The 20,559-nt window shown below is 38.4% G+C and carries 15 protein-coding genes and 2 pseudogenes; 10 read left to right on the top strand and 7 right to left on the bottom strand.

The window, feature by feature from the left end; translation table 11 throughout:
* Positions 1 to 21: 21 nt before the first annotated feature.
* Positions 22 to 1,395 (top strand): H2O-forming NADH oxidase, encoded by a 1,374-nt coding sequence (gene nox, locus E3C75_RS08950; RefSeq protein WP_084826036.1) that lies wholly within the window; start codon positions 22 to 24, stop codon positions 1,393 to 1,395.
* Between the two features lie 92 nt (positions 1,396 to 1,487).
* Here nox and E3C75_RS08945 read toward each other — a convergent pair whose 3' ends face one another.
* Complete coding sequence (locus E3C75_RS08945; protein ID WP_084830700.1) at positions 1,488 to 2,474, bottom strand: L-lactate dehydrogenase; 987 nt, start codon at positions 2,472 to 2,474, stop codon at positions 1,488 to 1,490.
* Between the two features lie 218 nt (positions 2,475 to 2,692).
* Between E3C75_RS08945 and gyrA the strand changes: the two genes are divergently transcribed.
* From gyrA to E3C75_RS08925, 4 genes and pseudogenes are all read left to right on the top strand, one after another.
* Complete coding sequence (gene gyrA, locus E3C75_RS08940) at positions 2,693 to 5,128, top strand: DNA gyrase subunit A (protein WP_100262487.1); 2,436 nt, start codon at positions 2,693 to 2,695, stop codon at positions 5,126 to 5,128.
* Positions 5,129 to 5,160: 32 nt separating this feature from the next.
* Complete coding sequence (locus E3C75_RS08935) at positions 5,161 to 5,922, top strand: class A sortase (RefSeq protein WP_100262488.1); 762 nt, start codon at positions 5,161 to 5,163, stop codon at positions 5,920 to 5,922.
* 37 nt (positions 5,923 to 5,959) lie between these two features.
* Positions 5,960 to 6,361, top strand: a pseudogene (gene gloA2 / locus E3C75_RS08930) (SMU1112c/YaeR family gloxylase I-like metalloprotein).
* A 113-nt stretch (positions 6,362 to 6,474) separates the two neighbouring features.
* Positions 6,475 to 7,443, top strand: a complete 969-nt coding sequence (locus tag E3C75_RS08925) for a DUF1002 domain-containing protein (RefSeq protein ID WP_084828908.1) — start codon at positions 6,475 to 6,477, stop codon at positions 7,441 to 7,443.
* A 265-nt stretch (positions 7,444 to 7,708) separates the two neighbouring features.
* On the opposite strand, the gene E3C75_RS08920 is transcribed toward E3C75_RS08925, so the two are convergent.
* The 6 genes and pseudogenes from E3C75_RS08920 to nrdH form a co-directional block, all read right to left on the bottom strand.
* Positions 7,709 to 8,083 carry a transposase gene (locus tag E3C75_RS08920; protein WP_157795606.1) on the bottom strand — a complete coding sequence of 125 codons (375 nt, stop codon included), beginning with the start codon at positions 8,081 to 8,083 and terminating at the stop codon, positions 7,709 to 7,711.
* Between the two features lie 77 nt (positions 8,084 to 8,160).
* Entirely contained in the window at positions 8,161 to 8,604 is a 444-nt protein-coding gene (locus tag E3C75_RS08915) for an IS110 family transposase (RefSeq protein ID WP_231907532.1), read from the bottom strand.
* 23 nt (positions 8,605 to 8,627) lie between these two features.
* Positions 8,628 to 9,094 (bottom strand): annotated as a pseudogene (locus E3C75_RS08910) (helix-turn-helix domain-containing protein); the annotation flags it as partial.
* A gap of 145 nt (positions 9,095 to 9,239) precedes the next feature.
* Positions 9,240 to 10,202, bottom strand: coding sequence for a class 1b ribonucleoside-diphosphate reductase subunit beta (gene nrdF, locus E3C75_RS08905; RefSeq protein ID WP_084828905.1), 963 nt, complete (start codon positions 10,200 to 10,202; stop codon positions 9,240 to 9,242).
* Between the two features lie 157 nt (positions 10,203 to 10,359).
* A complete protein-coding gene (gene nrdE, locus E3C75_RS08900) occupies positions 10,360 to 12,519 on the bottom strand; it encodes a class 1b ribonucleoside-diphosphate reductase subunit alpha (RefSeq protein ID WP_111679634.1) in 2,160 nt (719 codons plus the stop codon).
* Between the two features lie 86 nt (positions 12,520 to 12,605).
* A complete protein-coding gene (gene nrdH / locus E3C75_RS08895; protein ID WP_084828903.1) occupies positions 12,606 to 12,830 on the bottom strand; it encodes a glutaredoxin-like protein NrdH in 225 nt (74 codons plus the stop codon).
* Positions 12,831 to 13,151: 321 nt separating this feature from the next.
* Between nrdH and acnA the strand changes: the two genes are divergently transcribed.
* The 5 genes from acnA to ptsP all read left to right on the top strand — a co-directional run bounded on the left by acnA (position 13,152) and on the right by ptsP (position 20,394).
* The gene (acnA, locus tag E3C75_RS08890) at positions 13,152 to 15,815 is read left to right on the top strand and encodes an aconitate hydratase AcnA (protein WP_111679633.1); all 2,664 of its coding nucleotides are present in this window, start codon (positions 13,152 to 13,154) and stop codon (positions 15,813 to 15,815) included.
* Position 15,816: 1 nt separating this feature from the next.
* Positions 15,817 to 16,941, top strand: a complete 1,125-nt coding sequence (locus tag E3C75_RS08885; RefSeq protein ID WP_011226166.1) for a citrate synthase — start codon at positions 15,817 to 15,819, stop codon at positions 16,939 to 16,941.
* A gap of 14 nt (positions 16,942 to 16,955) precedes the next feature.
* Positions 16,956 to 18,131 carry an NADP-dependent isocitrate dehydrogenase gene (gene icd, locus E3C75_RS08880; protein WP_084828901.1) on the top strand — a complete coding sequence of 392 codons (1,176 nt, stop codon included), beginning with the start codon at positions 16,956 to 16,958 and terminating at the stop codon, positions 18,129 to 18,131.
* A gap of 261 nt (positions 18,132 to 18,392) precedes the next feature.
* Positions 18,393 to 18,656, top strand: a complete 264-nt coding sequence (locus E3C75_RS08875; RefSeq protein WP_002946351.1) for a phosphocarrier protein HPr — start codon at positions 18,393 to 18,395, stop codon at positions 18,654 to 18,656.
* Positions 18,657 to 18,660: 4 nt separating this feature from the next.
* The gene (ptsP, locus tag E3C75_RS08870) at positions 18,661 to 20,394 is read left to right on the top strand and encodes a phosphoenolpyruvate--protein phosphotransferase (RefSeq protein WP_084828900.1); all 1,734 of its coding nucleotides are present in this window, start codon (positions 18,661 to 18,663) and stop codon (positions 20,392 to 20,394) included.
* The last annotated feature ends 165 nt before the right edge of the window (positions 20,395 to 20,559 follow it).

The raw sequence follows: 20,559 nt of genomic DNA, 5'->3' as shown, positions 1-20,559 counted from the left end.
AAAAGAAAGTTGGATAAATTTATGTCAAAAATCGTAGTTGTCGGTGCTAACCATGCTGGTACTTATAGTATTAATACTATTCTTGATAATTACGGAGACCAAAATGAAGTAGTTGTTTTCGATCAAAACTCTAACATTTCATTCTTGGGTTGTGGTATGGCTCTTTGGATTGGTAATCAAATCTCAGGTCCTGATGGCCTTTTCTATGCCAACAAAGAAGTCCTTGAAAGCAAGGGTGCAAAAGTTTATATAAACTCACCAGTTGAGTCTATTGACTTTGACGGTAAAACTGTTACAGCTCTTGTTGATGGTAAAGAACATGTTGAATCATATGACAAATTGATTTTAGCTACTGGTTCACAACCAATCTTACCTCCAATCGATGGTGCTGAGATTAAAGAAGGTAGCCGTACTTTCGAAGCGACTCTTGAAAACCTTCAATTCGTTAAACTTTTCCAAAACGCTCAAGAAGTTATTGATAAGTTGAACGATAAATCACAAGACATCAAACGTGTAGCAGTCGTTGGTGCAGGTTACATTGGTGTTGAATTGGCTGAAGCCTTCCAACGTCGTGGTAAAGAAGTTATCCTTATTGATGTTGTTGACACATGTTTGGCAGGATACTATGACCGCGATTTTACAGACCGTATGGCTAAAAATTTGAAAGACCACGGTATCCAATTGGCCTTTGGCGAAACTGTTAAAGCAGTAGAAGGTGAAACTAAGGTAGAACGCATCGTAACAGATAAAAATGCGTACGATGTAGATATGGTTGTTCTTGCTGTTGGTTTCCGTCCTAATACAGCCCTTGGAGCTGGTAAATTGGAAACATTCCGAAATGGTGCTTACCTTGTTAATAAGAAACAAGAAACATCAGTTAAGGATGTTTACGCTGTTGGTGATTGTGCTACGGTTTATGACAATGCTCTTGACGATGTCAACTACATTGCCTTAGCTTCAAATGCTATTCGTTCAGGTATTGTCGCTGGACACAATGCCGGTGGTGGTGATGTTGAATCAAACGGTGTTCAAGGATCAAATGGTATCTCTATCTATGGTTTGAACATGGTTTCTACTGGTTTGACTGAAGAGAAGGCAAAACGCTTTGGTTTCAATCCAGCAGTAGTAGAATCAACGGATCTTCAAAAACCTCCCTTCATGAAGGATGAAAATGAAGATGTAACTATCAAGATTGTTTATGATAAAGATACTCGTAAAGTTTTGGGTGCTCAAATGGTTTCACTCATGGATATCTCAATGGGAATCCACATGTTCTCATTGGCAATTCAAGAAGGAGTAACAATTGACCGTCTACAATTGCTTGATTTGTTCTTCTTGCCACACTTTAACCAACCACTTAGCTATATTGCTAAAGCAGCTATCTCCGCTGAATAATATTAAACAGCTAATTCATATGAATTAGCTGTTTTTCTTTTTAAAATACTAAAAAACCTCCAACTGGAGGCTTTTATTTAACTAAAGTAAGATTAGTTTTTTGAAGCTTCTTGGAATTCAGGGTTTTTCCATGCTTCATCAATGATAGCTTGCAATTCATCGGCAGAAGCCTTCATCTTTTGTTGTTCAGCATCGTTCAATGGGATGTTTACTGGACGTACGATACCGTGTGCACCTACAATAGCAGGTTGACCAATAAAGAGGTTGTTTACACCATATTGACCTTCTTGGAATACAGACAATGGAAGTACTGCATTTTCATCGTCAAGGATAGCTTTAGTGATACGAGCAAGGGCTACTGCGATACCGTAGTATGTAGCACCTTTTTTGTTGATAATTGTGTAAGCTGCATCACGAACACCTTCGAACAATTCAACTAATTCAGCTTCTTGAACGTTTTCTTCGTCTTTAAGGAACTCTTCAATGTTTACACCGGCGATGTTAGCGTGTGACCAAACCGCAAACTCTGAGTCGCCGTGTTCACCCATGATGTAAGCGTGAACTGAACGAGCATCGACATTAAGTTTTTCAGCAAGTGCTTGACGGAAACGAGCTGAGTCAAGTGAAGTACCTGAACCGATAACGCGTTCTTTAGGGAAGCCTGAGAACTTCCATGTAGAGTAAGTCAATACGTCTACTGGGTTAGCAGCTACAAGGAAAATACCGTTGAATCCTGATTCAACAACTTGAGTAACGATTGATTTGTTGATTGCAAGGTTTTTACCAACAAGATCAAGACGAGTCTCACCTGGTTTTTGAGGAGCACCAGCAGTGATAACTACAAGGTCAGCATCCGCACAGTCTTCATATTTAGCTGCATAGATTTTTTTAGGTGAAGTGAAAGGAAGTGCGTGGCTAAGGTCAAGCGCATCACCAACGGCTTTTTCAAATAATTGTGGAATTTCGATGATTCCTAGTTCTTGAGCGATACCTTGGTTTACAAGTGCGAAAGCGTAAGATGAACCTACGGCACCGTCACCAACAAGGATGACTTTTTTGTGTTGTTTAGTTGCAGTCATGGTCTAAACATCTCCTTAATTTTTTATTGGGTTACCCCATACAATGCTTATTCTACCATTTTAAGTGATGAATGTCACGAAATAATAAGGAATTATTAAGTGAAAGCGTTTTAAACAACTGAAATATAAAGCTTTTTATGGTATAATATTATAGAAATTTTCCATTCTTTTATGAGAATTTGGAATAATTTGATTGAAAGAAAAGAGGCATTTTTAGAGTGCAAGATAATAATTTAATTGACGTTAATTTGACGTCTGAGATGAAAACGAGTTTTATCGATTATGCCATGAGTGTTATCGTATCTCGTGCACTCCCAGATGTTCGTGACGGTTTAAAACCGGTACAACGTCGTATTCTTTATGGAATGAATGAGCTTGGGGTGACACCTGATAAGCCTCATAAAAAATCTGCCCGTATTACCGGGGATGTTATGGGTAAATATCACCCACACGGTGATTCATCTATCTATGAAGCTATGGTTCGTATGGCTCAATGGTGGAGTTACCGTTACATGTTGGTTGACGGCCACGGAAACTTTGGTTCTATGGATGGTGATGGCGCAGCCGCTCAACGTTACACTGAGGCTCGTATGTCTAAAATCGCCCTGGAGATGCTCCGTGATCTCAATAAGAATACCGTAGATTTTCAAGATAACTACGATGGTTCTGAACGTGAGCCAATTGTTCTTCCATCCCGTATTCCAAATCTTCTTGTTAATGGTGCTACAGGGATCGCGGTTGGTATGGCGACCAACATTCCACCACACAATTTGGCTGAAACTATAGATGCCGTTAAATTGATGATGGACAATCCTGAAGTCACAACCCGTGAACTGATGGAAGTTCTTCCTGGTCCAGACTTTCCAACTGGTGGTTTGGTCATGGGAAAATCTGGTATTCACCGTGCTTACGAAACTGGTAAAGGCTCTATTGTTCTTCGTTCGCGTACCGAAATTGAAACAACCAAATCAGGTCGTGAGCGCATTGTAGTTACTGAGTTTCCTTATATGGTCAATAAGACTAAGGTCCATGAACACATCGTTCGTTTGGCTCAGGAAAAACGTATTGAGGGGATTACAGCAGTTCGTGACGAGTCTTCTCGTGAGGGGGTACGTTTTGTCATCGAAGTGCGTCGTGATGCATCTGCCAATGTGATCTTGAACAATTTGTTCAAATTAACTCAACTTCAGACAAACTTCAGCTTCAATATGTTGGCTATTGAAAAGGGTGTGCCCAAAATCCTTTCCTTGCGTCAAATTTTGGCTGACTATATTGCTCACCAAAAAGAGGTTGTGGTCCGTCGTACACAGTTTGATAAGGATAAGGCTGAAGCACGTGCCCATATTTTAGAAGGCTTATTAATTGCGCTTGATCATCTGGATGAAGTGATTACGATTATTCGTAACAGTCAAACTGATGCAGAGGCTCAAGCCGAGTTGATGGCTCGCTTTGAACTCACTGAACGTCAAAGCCAAGCCATTCTTGATATGCGTTTGCGTCGTTTGACCGGTTTGGAACGTGATAAGATTCAAAATGAGTACGATGATCTCCTTGCCTTGATTGCTGATTTGGCTGATATTTTGGCAAAACCAGAACGTGTTATTGCTATCATCAAGGAAGAGTTGGATGAAAGTAAGCGTAAATTCGCGGACGCCCGTCGTACAGAGCTAATGGTCGGCGAAGTTGTTTCACTTGAAGATGAAGACCTAATCGAAGAAGAAGATGTCGTTATCACTCTTTCTAACAAGGGATATATCAAACGTTTGGCTCAAGACGAATTCCGTTCTCAGAAACGTGGAGGTCGTGGAGTTCAAGGGACAGGTGTGAACGATGACGACTTTGTTCGTGATATCGTTTCAACAAGCACTCATGATCATCTTTACTTTATGACCAACAAAGGGCGTGTATACCGTCTCAAGGGTTACGAAATTCCTGAGTATGGCCGTACAGCTAAGGGATTACCAATTGTTAATCTCTTGAAGTTGGATGAAGGTGAGACAATTCAAACAGTGATTAATGCTAAGAGCGACGAAGCATCAGATAACAATCACCTTGTCTTTGTAACTCGCCAAGGTTTAGTGAAACGAACTAAAGAAGCAGAATTTAAAAATATCCGTCAAAATGGTTTGATTGCCTTGAAACTTAGAGAAGGTGATGAACTTATCAATGTCTTCTTGACTAATGGTAATGAAGAAATTATTATTGGTACTAAATTTGGTTACAGTGTGCGTTTCAAAGAGGATACTATTCGCAGTATGAGTCGTATGGCTGCTGGTGTTAAAGGGGTAACCCTTCGTGACGGTGACCAAGTCGTTGGTGCAGCAGCTATTACTGAAGACCAAGAAGTCTTGATTATCACGGAAAAAGGTTACGGTAAGCGTACTTCAGCTACTGAATACCCAACTAAGGGGCGTGGTGGTAAAGGTATTAAGACAGCTAATATCACAGATAAAAATGGTAACCTTGCAGGCATTGTAACAGTTTCTGGTGATGAGGATATTATGGTCATAACTGATACGGGTGTTATTATCCGTACTGCAGTTGCTAATATCTCTCAAACTGGTCGTGCAACTCAAGGGGTTAAGGTCATGCGTTTAGATGATACTGCTCGTATTGTCACCTTTGCTTTGGTTGAACCTGAAGAAATTGATTAAGTTACTGAAGACCAGTAAAGTGGTGATAACTAATGAGAAAAGATAATAAAAATAAGACTCCTAAAAAGCATCGTAAGTGGCTTGAGGTCCTTCGTTGGATCTTGATTGTTGTTCTCTTGGTTGTTGGTTTAGCTTTAATTTTTAATAAATCAATTCGAAACACTATAATTGCTTGGAATACTAATAAATATCAAGTAAGTAAGGTTTCTAAAAAGACCATAAAGAAAAACAAGGAAGCTAAGGCAAGTTATGACTTTGATACGGTTAAATCTGTTAGTACAGAGTCAGTCTTGCAAGCCAAGATGGGTTCTCAAAAACTTCCAGTTGTTGGTGGAATTGCTATCCCTGAGGTTGGTATTAATCTCCCTATTTTCAAAGGACTTGGTAATACAGAGCTTACCTATGGTGCTGGAACTATGAAGGAAAATCAAGTCATGGGTGGGGAAAATAATTATTCGTTGGCTAGTCACCACATTTTCGGTATCGCTGGGGCTTCTGATATGCTCTTCTCACCAATAGATAGAGCAAAAAATGGCATGAAGATTTATCTTACGGATAAAAATAAGGTCTACACCTATGTTATCAGTGAGGTAAAAATTGTCCAACCAACTGAAGTAGCAGTGGTTGATGACACTCCTGGTAAATCTGAAGTGACTTTGGTAACTTGTACAGATGCTGAAGCAACTCAGCGTACAGTTGTCAAAGGGAACTTGGAATCGCAGGTAGACTTTGACAAGGCAAGTTCAGATATTCTTGAAGACTTCAATAAGTCATACAATCAATTTCAAAGTTAAGAAAAGGCCGTAAGGTCTTTTTCTATGGAGGGAAAAAATGTTTTTGGAAACAATACATCATGTCGCTATCATTGTTTCTGATTATGATCTATCTCGAGATTTTTATGTTAATAAACTAGGTTTTGAAATCATACGTGAAAATCACCGTCCGGAACGTCACGATTATAAATTAGATCTACGTTGTGGTGATATAGAACTGGAAATCTTTGGAAATAAGACTACTGATCTAGCCTATGTGGAGCCACCAAAGCGTCTGTCTTATCCTGAGGCGTGTGGACTACGTCATTTAGCTTTTAAAGTGGCTAATATTGAAGAGGTTGTCGAGTCTTTGGAACAAAAAGGTATTTCATGCTAACCTATTCGCAAGGACAGTTTTACTGGGGAAAAGATGACTTTCTTTGCTGATCCAGACGGGCTCCCTTTGGAATTACATGAGTAGTTTTTTTGACCCTATTTTTTTAAGTCATGGTATAATGAATTCACGGCTGAGCTCATACTCGGTCATCTTTTAGGAGATTATGGATACTATTCTATTTTCGAAAGGAAACATACATGAAATTGAAAAAGCTTTTCGTTGCTGGGATGGCTTTCCTAACTTTGGTGACAACCTTTGCCTCAGCTGCTCAAGCAGACACATCGTCAGATGTCCAAAAGGTTATTGATGAATCTTACGTTCAACCTGACTACGTTATGGGTTATTCTTTGTCAGAGGAAGAGCGTAATCAGACCCTAAACTTGCTAAGTTATGATAGTAGCAAGGATACCAATGTCAAGACATTAACGACTACGGCCTATGCAAATATCATGAATGTTGCAGATGATTCTAGTCTTCAGTTATATTCTTCAGTTAAGATTGCTAAACTAGGTGCTAAGGAAACCTTGAGTGTAGAAATTGTGACACCACAAAATATCACAAAAATCACTCCAGATATGTATCGTAATGCTGCAACGACACTTGGTATTGAACATGCTAAGATTACAGTAGCAGCACCTATTCCAGTAACTGGGGAAAGTGCCTTGGCTGGTATTTATTATTCTCTAGAGCAGAATGGAGCAAAAGTCTCAGATGAAAGCAAAGAGCTTGCTCAGGAAGAGCTTAAAACCCTTTCCCAAATCAATGATGAGAATTCAGGTAAGAGTAACTATGATGCGGATAAGCTTAATGTAGCCATGACTGATATCAAGACGGCAGTTGCTGATAAAGGAAATAAGTTGACTGATGATCAAGCTAAAACGATTGTTCAGCGAACCATCAATAACTACAACCTGAATCTTTCTGATACTCAAATCAATCTTTTGGTGAACTTTGTTTTAAATTTATCTAAGTCATCAATCATTGATAGTGCTAGCTTCAAGTCAAGTCTGAGTTCACTTAAAGCTTCTATCGTTTCAAAAGCGGGTAATACTTTCTCTGGCATCAACTTAAACTTTGATGCTAACCAAACACTTGAGAATAGCAAAAATATTTTCGCACAAATCTGGCAAGCTATCGTAGATTTCTTTACTGGACTTTCTAGGTAGTGAAAGAGCTGTCCATTTGGATGGCTTTTCCTATTTTTTGGCTCTTTGTCAACTGTAGTGTGTTGAAGAAAAGCTAAGATCGAGAAAGGACAAATTTCGTCCTTTCTTTTTATTATGTGACTTTCAGTCCGTCTCTTTCCGTTAGGTGCGAGACAAAACATGACCTCCTGTCTAACGGGGGAGTCATGATTTGAAAAAAAGACAGTAAAAAGTGCAAAAATCACTTCCTGTGCTATACGGTAATTGAAATTTTTTTAGTTTGGAGTTAGAACTGTTTCCTCAGTTCTAGCACTTTTTCTTTGTCGTATTCTTGATGTGTTGCGAGAATTTTGTAAAAGATATGAAGCAGCTTGTGTGCACAAGCAATGCCGGCTTTCATTTCACTCCCTCTTTTGGAAATTTTGATATAAAAAGATAAAAACGCATTATCTTTAGAGTGAGCCTCAATCAATACCGACATGGTCAAAGCCTGCTTGATATATCGATTTCCTTGTGTGATGTGTGAGGATTTTTTAATGTCAGCACTTTCATAGGATTCTGGGCAGAGCCCAGCCCAAGAAGCTAAGTCTGCATCCGATTGAAAAGCCTTCACATCTGGTCCAATCTCAGCTAAAATAGTGGCTGTACAAGTTTCACTCACACCAGGAATCGTTTGAAGTAATCTATTTTCTTCAGGGGAACTCCTTTTCGATATAAGCTATTATTTCACTCGTTAATTTATTCATGAGTTTTTGATACAATTGATATTCTTCTAGGCTTTGGTCCAAGAGAAATCGATCCTCCAGAGACAACTTCCCATTCATGGCCTACATTAAATTCTTCGGGACTTGCTTTGACACGCTTGTGAATACAAGCTGTCACATTGTCATAATCAATGAGTTCCCCATTGATAAAGAGCATTAAAAGAGATTGTCCTGTCTTAGAGAAGATAACAGAAAGATAGCTGGTTAGTTTGATATTAGTAGGTTGTAAGAGGTTATGAATCTTATTCTTTATTTGAGTTTGACGTTGTTTGTAAGAACGTAACCTACGAGTGAGTAAACGTAACTGCATTACTTCAGGGTTAGGAATATAAGATGGCTCAATAAGTCCACAACGTCCGAGCTGTGCAATCCATTCGGCATCCTTCATGTCTGTTTTTCGACCTGGTACATTCTTAATATGTTGAGCGTTAGCTAATATCAGATTGAGCTCTGAGTCTGAGAATATATTAAAGATTTGTTAGTCTCATAGTTCTGAGCGACAAAAGTCAATTCCCCTTTCTTGAACCCAAACTAATCCCAGGACATAACCCTTGGGAGTTTATCAAAATGTTCCTTGAAAGTAAACTGATCAAGCTTACGATAGACAGTGGATGTCGACACACGAAGTCTTCTGGCAATATCCGTTAGTGACATCTTCTCAGTTAGGAGTTGTGAGACCTTTTGGCGGACTAGATTTGAAATTTGGTGGTTTTTCTCAACGATTAATGTCTCAGCCACCGTGACTTTTCTACAATCTTTACACTGGAAGCGACGTTTCTTCAGACGTAGTAGTGTTGGAGTTCTAGTTTTGCTTGAACCTCGATATGAGTATCCATTTTAAAAACAAGAGTAATGATGTTAGGATCCATCATTCCGATTAATCCTGTGGTATTCTTAATAGATTTCATGAGTTCTTCCTAATGATGGTTTGGTTACTTCTCATTATAGTTTTTATGGGACTTTTTGTCTGCATTCAAAAAGCTCTATAATCTCTACAGTGGTTTTACCCACTACAGAAATTATAGAGCCATTAAAGCTAGCCTAGGCTGGCTTTTATTTTAGTCCGTAGTTATAATCATCATCTTGCATAGCTTCAACAGTACCTAGAAGGTAACCATTACCGACTTGAGAAAAGAAATCGTGGTTTGATGTTCCTGTAGAAATACCATTCATAACGATTGGGTTAACATCGTTAGCAGAATCTGGGAAAAGAGGATCTTGTCCTAAATTCATCAATGCTTTATTGGCGTTATAGCGAAGAAAGATCATTACTTCTTCGGTCCATCCAACACCGTCATAAAGAGATTTAGTGTAGAGTTCTTCATTTTCATATAATTGATAGAGGAGATCATACATCCATTCACGGAAACTCTCCTGCTCTTTTTCAGGTAATTCGTTGAATCCTAGTTGGAACTTATAGCCAATATAGGTACCGTGAACAGATTCGTCACGGATAATGAGTTTGATAATTTCAGCGACATTAGCTAGCTTATTATTACCAAGATAATAGAGTGGAGTGAAGAAGCCTGAATAGAAAAGGAAGGTTTCAAGATAAGTTGAAGCAACTTTTTTCTGAAGTGCCGTTCCGTTTTCATAGATATCATTAATGATTTTTGCTTTAGTTTGCAAGTACTTGTTGCTGTTTGTCCACTCAAAAATTTCCTCAATTTCTGATTTAGTATTCAAAGTTGAGAAAATAGAAGAGTAAGATTTTGCGTGAACAGATTCCATAAACTGAATGTTGTTCAAGACAGCTTCTTCATGAGGTGTACGAACGTCTGCTCGAATGGCTTCAACACCCGTTTGAGATTGCATGGTATCTAGCAAGGTCAAGCCGCCGAAAACTTTTCCAACTAAATCTTTTTCTTCAGCTGAAAGTTTACGCCAGTCATCAAGGTCATTTGAAAGGGGAATTCGAGTATCTAACCAAAATTGTTCAGTTAATTTTTCCCAGGTAGATTTATCAATCGCATCTTCGATTTCATTCCAGTTAATGGCTTTATAGTAAGTTTCCATTAGAAACCTCTTTCTTTATTGATATCATTTCTATTTTATCATAATTAAAAATCATGATATAGTTTTTTGAGTTTATCTATTAAAAAAGTCGGCTAACCGACCATTTTATGATTTTTATAAATAAGAGTAGTGAAGTTGTTAGCCTCAAATCACTATCTTAGATGACACAGCTTTCACACTGGTTAGAGCCAACTTCTTCGCCGTCATCTGTGTAAGTACGGATGTAGTAGATTGACTTGATTCCTTTGTTAAAGGCGTAGTTACGAAGGATAGAAAGATCACGAGTTGTTAGTTTATTTTCTGTTTTCCATTCGTAAATTTCTTTAGGCAACTCACTACGCAAGAATAGGGTTAATGACAAACCTTGATCAACGTGTTCAGTCGCAGCGGCATAAACGTCGATAACTTTACGCATGTCCATGTCGTAGGCTGAAGTGTAGAAAGGAATAGTGTCTGTTGAAAGACCGTTGGCTGGATAGTAAATTTTTCCGATTTTCTTCTCTTGACGTTCTTCAATACGTTGTGTGATTGGATGAATAGAAGCAGAACAGTCGTTAATGTAAGAGATTGAGCCATTTGGCGCAACAGCCAAACGGTTTTGATGGTAGAGACCATCTTTTTTAACGAGTTCACGTAGTTCCTCCCAATCCTTGGCTTGTGGGATGAAGTGGCCTTCGAAAAGTTCTTTAACACGGTCAGATTTAGGAACGTATTGCCCTGTAACGTATTTATCAAAGTAAGAACCGTCAGCATATTTTGAATTCTCAAAGCCGACAAAGGTTTCTTGACGTTCACGGGCGATATTGTTAGATTCAACTAAAGTCCAGTAGTTCATAAGCATGAAGTAGATATTAGTGAATTCAACAGATTCTGGGCTACCATACTCGATATGGTGTTTAGCAAGGTAAGAGTGAAGCCCCATAGCTCCTAAACCAAAGGTATGAGCTTGTTGGTTTCCATTTTTGATTGATGGAACGGCATCGATACTTGAGCTGTCTGTAACAAAGGTAAGCGCACGTGTCATAGTCTTAATGGAACGACCAAAATCAGGTGAAGTCATCATGTTCAGGATATTAGTAGATCCAAGGTTACATGAGATATCTGTACCGAGTTTAACAAATTCTTGAGAATCGTTAAGTTCACTTGGTGCTTGAACTTGGAGAATCTCAGAACAGAGGTTGGACATAACAATTTTACCATCAATTGGGTTATGTCTGTTAGCTGTATCAACGTTGATGATATATGGGTAACCAGATTCTTGTTGGAGTTTAGAAATTTCAGTTTCTAACTCACGCGCATTAATCTTAGTTTTGGTGATATTAGGATTGGCAACCAATTCATCATACATAGCTGTAATATCAATGTAGTTATATGGTTTACCGTATTCTTTTTCGAGAGAGTAGGGGCTGAAGAGATACATATCTTCATTATTACGTGCTAACTCGTAGAATTTATCTGGTACTGTAACACCTAGTGACAATGTCTTAACACGTACCTTTTCATCAGCGTTCTCTTTCTTAGTTGAAAGGAAGGCAAGGATATCTGGGTGGAAAACATCCAGATAAACAACACCAGCACCTTGACGTTGACCAAGTTGATTTGAGTAAGAGAAGCTGTCTTCAAAAAGCTTCATAACTGGGACAACTCCAGAAGCAGCACCAGCATATCCCTTGATAGGAGCACCAGCTTCACGTAGGTTAGATAGGCTAATACCAACCCCTCCACCAATACGTGATAATTGGAGAGCTGAGTTAATAGAACGACCGATGGAATTCATATCGTCCGTTACTTGGATAAGGAAACATGAAACGAGTTCTCCACGACGACTACGTCCAGCATTTAAAAATGAAGGAGTAGCAGGTTGATAACGTTGGTGAATCATTTCGTTAGCAAGGTCACTAGCCAGGTTTTCATCACCATCAGCGAAGTAAAGAGCATTAAAAAGAACACGATCTTCAAAACTTTCAAGGTATGTCTCGCCATCGTTTGTTTTGAGAGCATATTGTTGGTAGAACTTGTAGGCTGCCATGAAAGATTGAAAGCGAAATTTTTGAGCATGAATTTCTGCAGACAATTTTTCGATGAAAGCAGGTTCATATTTACCGATGAATTCAGACTCAATATAGTCGTTTTCAATCAAATAATTAATTTTATCTGTGATGCTGTTGAATGCCATTGAATTTGGCTTAACATTTTCAAGGAAAAAGGCACGAAGCGCTTCTTTATCCTTATGCAAAGGAATCTGACCGTTTACAGGACGGTTAATTTCGTTGTTGAGGCGGAAGTAAGAAACATCGCCAAGATTTTTTAAAGACATAATACAGATACCAGGCCTAGTTTAAAGGTTAAAGTTAACATATTAAACTAAGCAAACAAGTTCCTTTCTATATAAAAACTTAATAATTAAAGGATTTCTTTAAGTTTAGCCGGTTGAAAACCTGAAAAGACGATATCGCCTGCTTCAATCACTGGAGCAGCAGTAAAGCCTAGGCTTTTGACGTAATCAATTTTTTCTGGTTGTTCATCGATATTGATTTCTTCGAAATCAGCACCTTCTTTTTCCAAAAATTTTTTTGTCATTTTGCATTGCATACAGTTGTTTTTTGAAAACAATGTAATCTTTTCCATTGCAAATACTCCTTTTTTTAAAGATTTTAAGTGACTAGGTGTCACTTTTTCGACTTTAATAGAATACCCAAAATATTGGGAAAAATCAAGCTAAATATTTTAAGGAATACAATATTTTGTGTTTAGTATTGAAACACAACCCTATATCTTGTGTTTTGAAGGCTTTTTAAGTTTTCTTAAATTTATTTATGGAAATGGCTAAAATTCCAACAACTGACTGAAGATGTAATAAAACATCACACCAGAATGCCAATTTTATTTGTTTTTTTAAAAAAAACAGTGTAGAATAGAGGAAATTTTTTAACTAATGGAGGTTCAAGTATGCAAGAATACTGTTCAAATCTAACTGTAAATGGTAAGATATTCTCTTTTTATGATCTCGAAAAAGCAGCAAAATCCTATGATGTTAAGGTCGAAGAACTACCTTATAGCATTCTAATACTACTTGAAAGTCTCCTCCGAAAAAAAGATGGCATTGACGTTAAGGAATCTCACATTTCTGATCTGATAAAATTTCCGAATTTTCCAACAATTTCTGAAGTACCATTTAAACCAAGTCGCGTCATTTTACAAGATTTCACAGGGGTTCCTGTTGTCGTTGACTTGGCCTCAATGCGGGATGCTATAGTGGCTAATGGTGGTAAAGCAGAACTTATTAATCCAGAGATTCCAGTAGATTTAGTCATTGACCACTCTGTTCAAGTCGATTCATATGGATGTGATACAGCGCTTGAAGATAATATCAATCTAGAATTTAAACGTAACAATGAGCGCTACGAATTTCTTAAATGGGCCGAACAATCTTTTGAAAATTACCGTGCGGTTCCACCAGCTACGGGTATTATCCATCAGGTTAATATTGAATTTCTAAGTGATGTCATTATTGAAAAAGATGGGCTACTATATCCCGACTCTATGTTTGGTACAGATAGTCACACAACGATGATTAATGGTATTGGTGTTCTGGGATGGGGTGTCGGCGGAATTGAAGCTGAAGCAGCTATGCTAGGTGAAGCTTCCTATTTCCCAATTCCAGAGGTTATTGGTGTACATTTAACAGGTGAACTTCCTAAAATTGCTACGGCAACAGACTTGGCTCTCAAGATTACTCAAGTACTTCGTTCTGAAAATGTTGTTGGTAAATTTGTAGAGTATTTTGGTTCTGGCTTAAAGAGCCTATCTCTAGCTGATCGTGCTACAATCGCTAATATGGCACCAGAGTATGGGGCAACTTGTGGTTATTTTCCTATTGATGACGAAACTCTTAACTACATGCGTTTAACTAATCGTGATGAGGAACATATCCAGGTCACTGAAGCCTACACAAAAGCCAATCATCTGTTTTATGACCCAAGTAAAGAAGCCAAGTATACTAAGGTTGTTGAAATTGATTTGTCAACCATTAAACCTTCTATCTCGGGTCCCAAACGTCCACAGGATTTGATTCTCTTGTCCGATGCTAAGCAAGAATTTCAGGATGCAGTGGTACGAGAAGCAGGTGTGCGTGGCTTTGGATTGGACAAGAAGGAGTTAGAAAAAACGGCAAAAGTTGATTTTGAGGATCATTCAGAAACAATTCAAACGGGGCATGTGGCCATTGCAGCGATCACATCATGTACCAATACCTCAAATCCTTACGTTCTTATGGCGGCTGGTCTTTTAGCTAAAAAAGCAGTTGAGAAAGGGTTAAAGGTATCTCCAACGGTGAAGACATCTTTGGCACCAGGTTCTAAAGTTGTTACTGGTTATCTTAAAGCTTCAGGCTTGCAAAGCTACTTAGACAAGCTTGGCTTCAATTTGGTAGGTTACGGTTGTACGACGTGTATTGGTAACTCGGGAGATCTACGTCCTGAGGTAGCTAAAGCTATTGTAGACACGGACTTACTAGCGAGTGCCGTTCTGTCAGGAAATCGTAACTTTGAAGGACGTATTAATCCTCTCGTAAAAGCAAATTTCTTAGCTAGCCCACCATTGGTTGTTGCCTACGCTTTGGCTGGTAACACTAATATTGATTTGACAAGGGAGCCTTTAGGTTTTGAAGACAATGGGCGAGCCGTCTATCTAGAAGATATTATGCCATCACGTGATGAAATTGAAACTTATGTTGATAAATACGTAACCCGTCAACTTTTCCGAGACGAATACGCTAGTGTCTTCTCAGACAGTGAGAAGTGGAATGCCATTCCTACTGAACAGAGCCAAAATTATAAATGGAATGAGAAGTCTACCTATATTCAAAATCCACCTTACTTTGATGCTTTAGGAGATGATTTGACCATTAAACCATTGAATAATTTGAAGGTGTTGGCTAAATTTGGAGATACGCTTACAACAGACCATATTTCTCCAGCTGGTAATATTGCTAGAAACAGTCCAGCAGCACGCTATTTGTCTGAAAATGGTGTAGATTATCAAGAATTTAATTCTTATGGTAGTCGTCGTGGAAACCATGAAGTCATGATGCGAGGAACTTTTGCTAATATTCGTATCAAAAATGAGTTGGCAGAAGAAAAAATTGGTGGATATACTAAATATGAAGGTGACATTCTACCCATATACGATGCTGCCATGAAATATAAAGAAGCTAATCGAGATACACTTGTAATTGCTGGTAAGGATTATGGTATGGGCTCAAGTCGTGACTGGGCAGCTAAAGGGGCAAATCTCCTTGGTGTGAAAGTAGTACTTGCTGAGAGTTTTGAGCGTATTCACCGTTCAAATCTAGTCATGATGGGAATTTTGCCGGTACAATTTATGGAAGGAGAAAATGCTGAAACTCTTGGATTGACAGGACATGAGATTTTTAGCTTTGATCTTTCAGAAAATCCAGGTGTTCATGATGTTATTACTGTTACAGCTTCAACACCTGAACAAACCAAAACTTTCAAAGTACTGGTTCGTTTTGATGCAGATGCTGATATTCGCTACTATAAAAATGGTGGTATCTTGCCAATGGTTGTAAGAAAAAAATTGAAGGGAGCCTAAAATGACAACAGTTGAAATTGATGGACTTAAGGATATGATTGCCTGTAATACTAGGATTTCATCTATTATTGATGACCATTTATCCTATGCAGGATATGATATTTCCGAGTTTATGAATAATAAGGCGTCTTTTGAGGAAGTAATTTATCTGCTGTGGAATGGTCATCTTCCAACGCAAATGGAACTCAAGTATTTTGAGGCCGAATTACGTAAGAACTATGATATTTCAGATGCTGTAGAACAATGTATTCTTATCCAATCTCGCCCCCATTTACACCCGATGAGTGTTCTTCGTTCAACAGTTTCCCTACTTGGTGTATATAATGTGGATGCTGAGGAAAGATCCATGGAAGCTGTTTATCAGCAAAGCATCGAATTAATGGCTAAATTGCCAACTATCATCACGACTTTTGCACGTTTACGTACTGGTAAAATGCCTCTTAAACCACGGAAGGATTTAGGATTTGCAGCGAATTTTCTTTACATGTTGAATGGTGTTGAACCTTCTGAAATTGAAATCGAAGCTATGAATAAGACTTTAATCCTTCATGCTGACCATGAATTGAATGCCTCAACATTTGCTGCGCGAGTTTGTGCTTCAACCCTAACAGATATTTATTCTTGTGTCACGACAGCTATTGGTGCCCTGAAAGGTCCACTTCACGGTGGGGCTAATGAACGTGTCTTTGATATGCTAAAAGAAGTTCGTGAATCTGGTGATGTCAATGCATACTTGCAGGAAAAACTTGATTCTAAAGAAAAAATCATGGGATTTGGGCACCGTGTTTACAAGAAGAAAGATCCTCGTGAGATTTTCTTAAGGGATATGGCCAAGAAGTTGACAGAGGGTACAGAGAATGAAGAATTCTTTAATAAGTCTCAAGAAATTGAAGAGTTCATGAGAGATAAGAAAGGATTGATTCCTAATGTGGACTTCTATTCAGCCACTGTATATCATACTCTAGGAATTGACAGCGATATTTTTACACTCATCTTTGCTATGAGTCGAGTTGCCGGTTGGATTGCACATATTCACGAGCAACAAAAAAATAACAAATTGATTCGTCCACGTTCACAGTATATTGGACAAGAAAATATGACTTATATTGCTTTAGAAAAACGCTAGGGAGGAAAAAATATATGGCAGAAAGAATCCTTATGACTAATGGCAAGCTCAAAGTTACTGATAATCCGATTATTCCTTTCATTGAAGGAGATGGTGTTGGACGTGATATTTGGAAGAATGCTCAAGCAATTTTTGATAAAGCGGTAGAAGCAGCCTATGAAGGACAGCGTCGTATTGAGTGGCAAGAGTTTTTGGCAGGTAAAAAGGCTTTTGATAAAACAGGTGAGTGGTTGCCGCAAGAAACTTTAGAGGCTATTCGAGAAAGCCTGGTAGCTATTAAGGGGCCACTTGAAACACCTGTCGGAGGAGGAATTCGTTCTTTAAATGTAGCTTTACGTCAAGAACTTGATCTCTACGCTTGTGTTCGACCGGTTCGGTATTTTGAAGGAGTAGCAAGTCCACTTAAGGAACCAGAAAAAACAGACATTACTATTTTTCGTGAGAATACTGAGGATATTTATGCAGGAATTGAATGGGAAGCAGGAACGGTAGATGTAGAGCGCGTTATTGCTTTTTTTCAAACAGAAATGAATGTCGATAAAATTCGCTTTCCCAAGTCAAGTAGTATTGGAATTAAGCCTATTTCAATAGAAGGAAGTAAACGATTGATTCGTTCAGCTATTGACTATGCTCTTAAGAACAATCTAAAGAAAGTAACATTGGTGCATAAAGGGAATATTCAAAAATTCACAGAAGGTGGCTTTCGTAAATGGGGCTATGAAGTGGCTGAGGAAGAATATAAGGAAGAAATGCTTGCTGGCCGTCTAGAAGTTAATGATATAATCGCTGATAATTTTCTACAACAGATTCTTTTGAATCCCGAAAAATTTGATGTTGTTGCATTAACCAACTTGAATGGCGATTATGCAAGTGATGCTCTAGCTGCCCAGGTTGGTGGTATCGGAATCTCCCCTGGAGCTAATATTAACTATCAAACAGGCCATGCTATCTTTGAAGCTACTCATGGAACGGCTCCAGATATTGCGGATCAAGATAGGGCTAATCCTTGCTCTATTCTCTTATCTGGCTGTATGCTTTTAGAATATATCGGTTGGTCTGAAGCAGCTGAACTCATTATAAGTGCTATTGAAAAAAACTTTAAATCAGGGATTTTTACAGTTGACCTAGCCTTTGGAAAACGAGCCTATTCAACCAGTGGTTTCAGCAATCAAATTCTCTCAATTATATGATTGTTTTTGCACAAAAATGAAAATTAATGATTGAAAACAATATGAAAGAAGTTTTCTGAAAATATTGTGAATAGATAAAGACTGGTGTTTGATTATGGTTTGAAAAATGAAAATTGGAAATAAAATGAGAGATTAGCTTATGAAAAACTTTTATAAAGTGCGTCTTAACCTTGATAATATCAAACAGCTATGTTATAATACTAGATTGTAAGGGTTATCATTGATAACTCAAATATTCCAAATTAAGAAGGAGACTCCATTATGGCTTCTAAAGATTTCCACATTGTTGCAGAAACTGGTATTCACGCACGACCAGCTACTTTGCTTGTTCAAACAGCAAGTAAATTTGCTTCAGATATCACTCTTGAATACAAAGGTAAAGCAGTTAACCTTAAATCTATCATGGGTGTTATGAGTCTTGGTGTTGGTCAAGGTGCTGACGTAACTATTTCTGCAGAAGGTCCTGACGCTGATGATGCAATTGCAGCAATCGCAGAAACAATGACAAAAGAAGGATTGGCATAAAAATATGACAAAAATGCTTAAAGGAATCGCGGCATCTGATGGTGTTGCAGTTGCTAAGGCATATCTACTTGTTCAACCAGACTTGTCATTTGAAACTGTTACAGTTGAAGATACAAGTGCAGAAGAGGCTCGTCTAGATGCTGCTCTAGCGGCGTCGCAAGACGAGCTTTCTGTTATCCGTGAAAAAGCAGTTGAAAGCCTTGGTGAAGAAGCAGCAGCCGTTTTTGATGCTCATTTGATGGTTCTTGCTGATCCAGAAATGACTGGTCAAATCAAAGAAACTATCCGTGCTAAACAAGTTAATGCCGAAGCTGCTTTGACGGAAGTAACTAACATGTTTATCGCGATCTTTGAAGGTATGGATGATAACCCGTACATGCAAGAACGTGCAGCGGATATTCGTGACGTTACTAAACGTGTGCTTGCAAACTTGCTTGGTAAGAAATTGCCAAACCCAGCAACAATCGATGAAGAATCAATCATTGTTGCTCATGACTTGACTCCATCTGATACAGCTCAGTTGAATAAAAAATTTGTAAAAGCTTTTGTTACTGATATTGGTGGACGTACTAGTCACTCTGCAATTATGGCTCGTACACTTGAAATCCCAGCAGTCCTTGGAACAAACAACATAACTGAACTTGTTAAAGATGGTGACATTTTAGCGGTTTCAGGTATTACCGGTGAAGTTGTTATTAATCCAACTGAAGAACAAATTGCTGAGTTTAAAGCAGCTGGTGAAGATTACGCCAAACAAAAGGCAGAATGGGCTCAACTTAAAGATGCTCCAACAGTTACTGCTGATGGAAAACACTTCGAGTTAGCAGCAAATATCGGTACACCTAAAGACGTTGAAGGAGTTAACGATAATGGTGCAGAAGCAGTTGGTCTTTATCGTACAGAATTCTTGTATATGGATTCTCAAGATTTCCCAACCGAAGAAGACCAATATGAAGCATATAAAGCAGTTCTTGAAGGAATGAATGGTAAACCTGTTGTTGTTCGTACAATGGATATCGGTGGGGATAAAGAACTTCCTTACTTTGACCTTCCTAAAGAAATGAATCCATTCTTGGGTTACCGTGCATTACGTATTTCTATCTCTGAAACTGGTAACCAAATGTTCCGTACTCAATTACGTGCCTTGCTTCGTGCATCTGTTCACGGTAAATTGCGTATCATGTTCCCAATGGTTGCTTTGTTGACTGAGTTCCGTACTGCTAAAGGTATTCTTGAAGAAGAAAAAGCTAAATTGGTTGCTGAAGGTGTTGCCGTTGCAAACGACATCGAAGTAGGTATCATGATTGAAATCCCAGCTGCAGCAATGCTTGCTGACCAATTTGCTAAAGAAGTTGATTTCTTCTCAATTGGTACAAACGACCTTATCCAATACACAATGGCTGCTGACCGTATGAATGAACAAGTTTCATACCTTTACCAACCATATAACCCATCAATCCTTCGCTTGATTAACAACGTTATTAAGGCAGCTCACGCTGAAGGTAAATGGGCTGGTATGTGTGGTGAAATGGCTGGTGATCAAACTGCTGTTCCACTCCTTGTCGGAATGGGCTTGGATGAGTTCTCAATGTCAGCTACATCAATACTTCGTACACGTAGCTTAATGAAGAAACTTGACACAGCTAAAATGGAAGAATATGCTAACCGTGCACTTACTGAATGTTCAACAATGGAAGAAGTTCTTGAACTTTCAAAAAAATATGTTAACGTAGATTAATCAAAAAAAGTGGAGGCTTGAGCTTTCACTTTTTTATATCTAAGCAGAGAGAAGAGATTTAACTCGTCCTTTGGTTAGGAGTAAAATACGTCTAACCTTGGTTAATAATTTTTTAGTATTTTTTGTCAAAATTTTCTGAATACTACTCATTTAAATGTTGGAATA

It is taken from the genome of Streptococcus thermophilus (assembly GCF_010120595.1).
Classification (GTDB): Bacteria; Bacillota; Bacilli; order Lactobacillales; family Streptococcaceae; genus Streptococcus; species Streptococcus thermophilus.
Note: the sequence above shows the minus strand (reverse complement) of the source record. Positions and strands in the feature narration are given on the sequence as shown.

What these genes read in the sequence shown, in the direction of transcription:
- nrdH (WP_084828903.1), bottom strand. Translation starts at nt 12,830, where the DNA reads ATGGAAAAGATTACATTGTTTTCAAAAAACAACTGTATGCAATGCAAA.
- nrdF (WP_084828905.1), bottom strand. Translation starts at nt 10,202, where the DNA reads ATGGAAACTTACTATAAAGCCATTAACTGGAATGAAATCGAAGATGCG.
- icd (WP_084828901.1), top strand. Translation starts at nt 16,956, where the DNA reads ATGGCAGAAAGAATCCTTATGACTAATGGCAAGCTCAAAGTTACTGAT.
- nrdE (WP_111679634.1), bottom strand. Translation starts at nt 12,519, where the DNA reads ATGTCTTTAAAAAATCTTGGCGATGTTTCTTACTTCCGCCTCAACAAC.
- ptsP (WP_084828900.1), top strand. Translation starts at nt 18,661, where the DNA reads ATGACAAAAATGCTTAAAGGAATCGCGGCATCTGATGGTGTTGCAGTT.
- nox (WP_084826036.1), top strand. Translation starts at nt 22, where the DNA reads ATGTCAAAAATCGTAGTTGTCGGTGCTAACCATGCTGGTACTTATAGT.
- acnA (WP_111679633.1), top strand. Translation starts at nt 13,152, where the DNA reads ATGCAAGAATACTGTTCAAATCTAACTGTAAATGGTAAGATATTCTCT.
- E3C75_RS08945 (WP_084830700.1), bottom strand. Translation starts at nt 2,474, where the DNA reads ATGACTGCAACTAAACAACACAAAAAAGTCATCCTTGTTGGTGACGGT.
- E3C75_RS08875 (WP_002946351.1), top strand. Translation starts at nt 18,393, where the DNA reads ATGGCTTCTAAAGATTTCCACATTGTTGCAGAAACTGGTATTCACGCA.
- E3C75_RS08925 (WP_084828908.1), top strand. Translation starts at nt 6,475, where the DNA reads ATGAAATTGAAAAAGCTTTTCGTTGCTGGGATGGCTTTCCTAACTTTG.
- E3C75_RS08885 (WP_011226166.1), top strand. Translation starts at nt 15,817, where the DNA reads ATGACAACAGTTGAAATTGATGGACTTAAGGATATGATTGCCTGTAAT.
- E3C75_RS08935 (WP_100262488.1), top strand. Translation starts at nt 5,161, where the DNA reads ATGAGAAAAGATAATAAAAATAAGACTCCTAAAAAGCATCGTAAGTGG.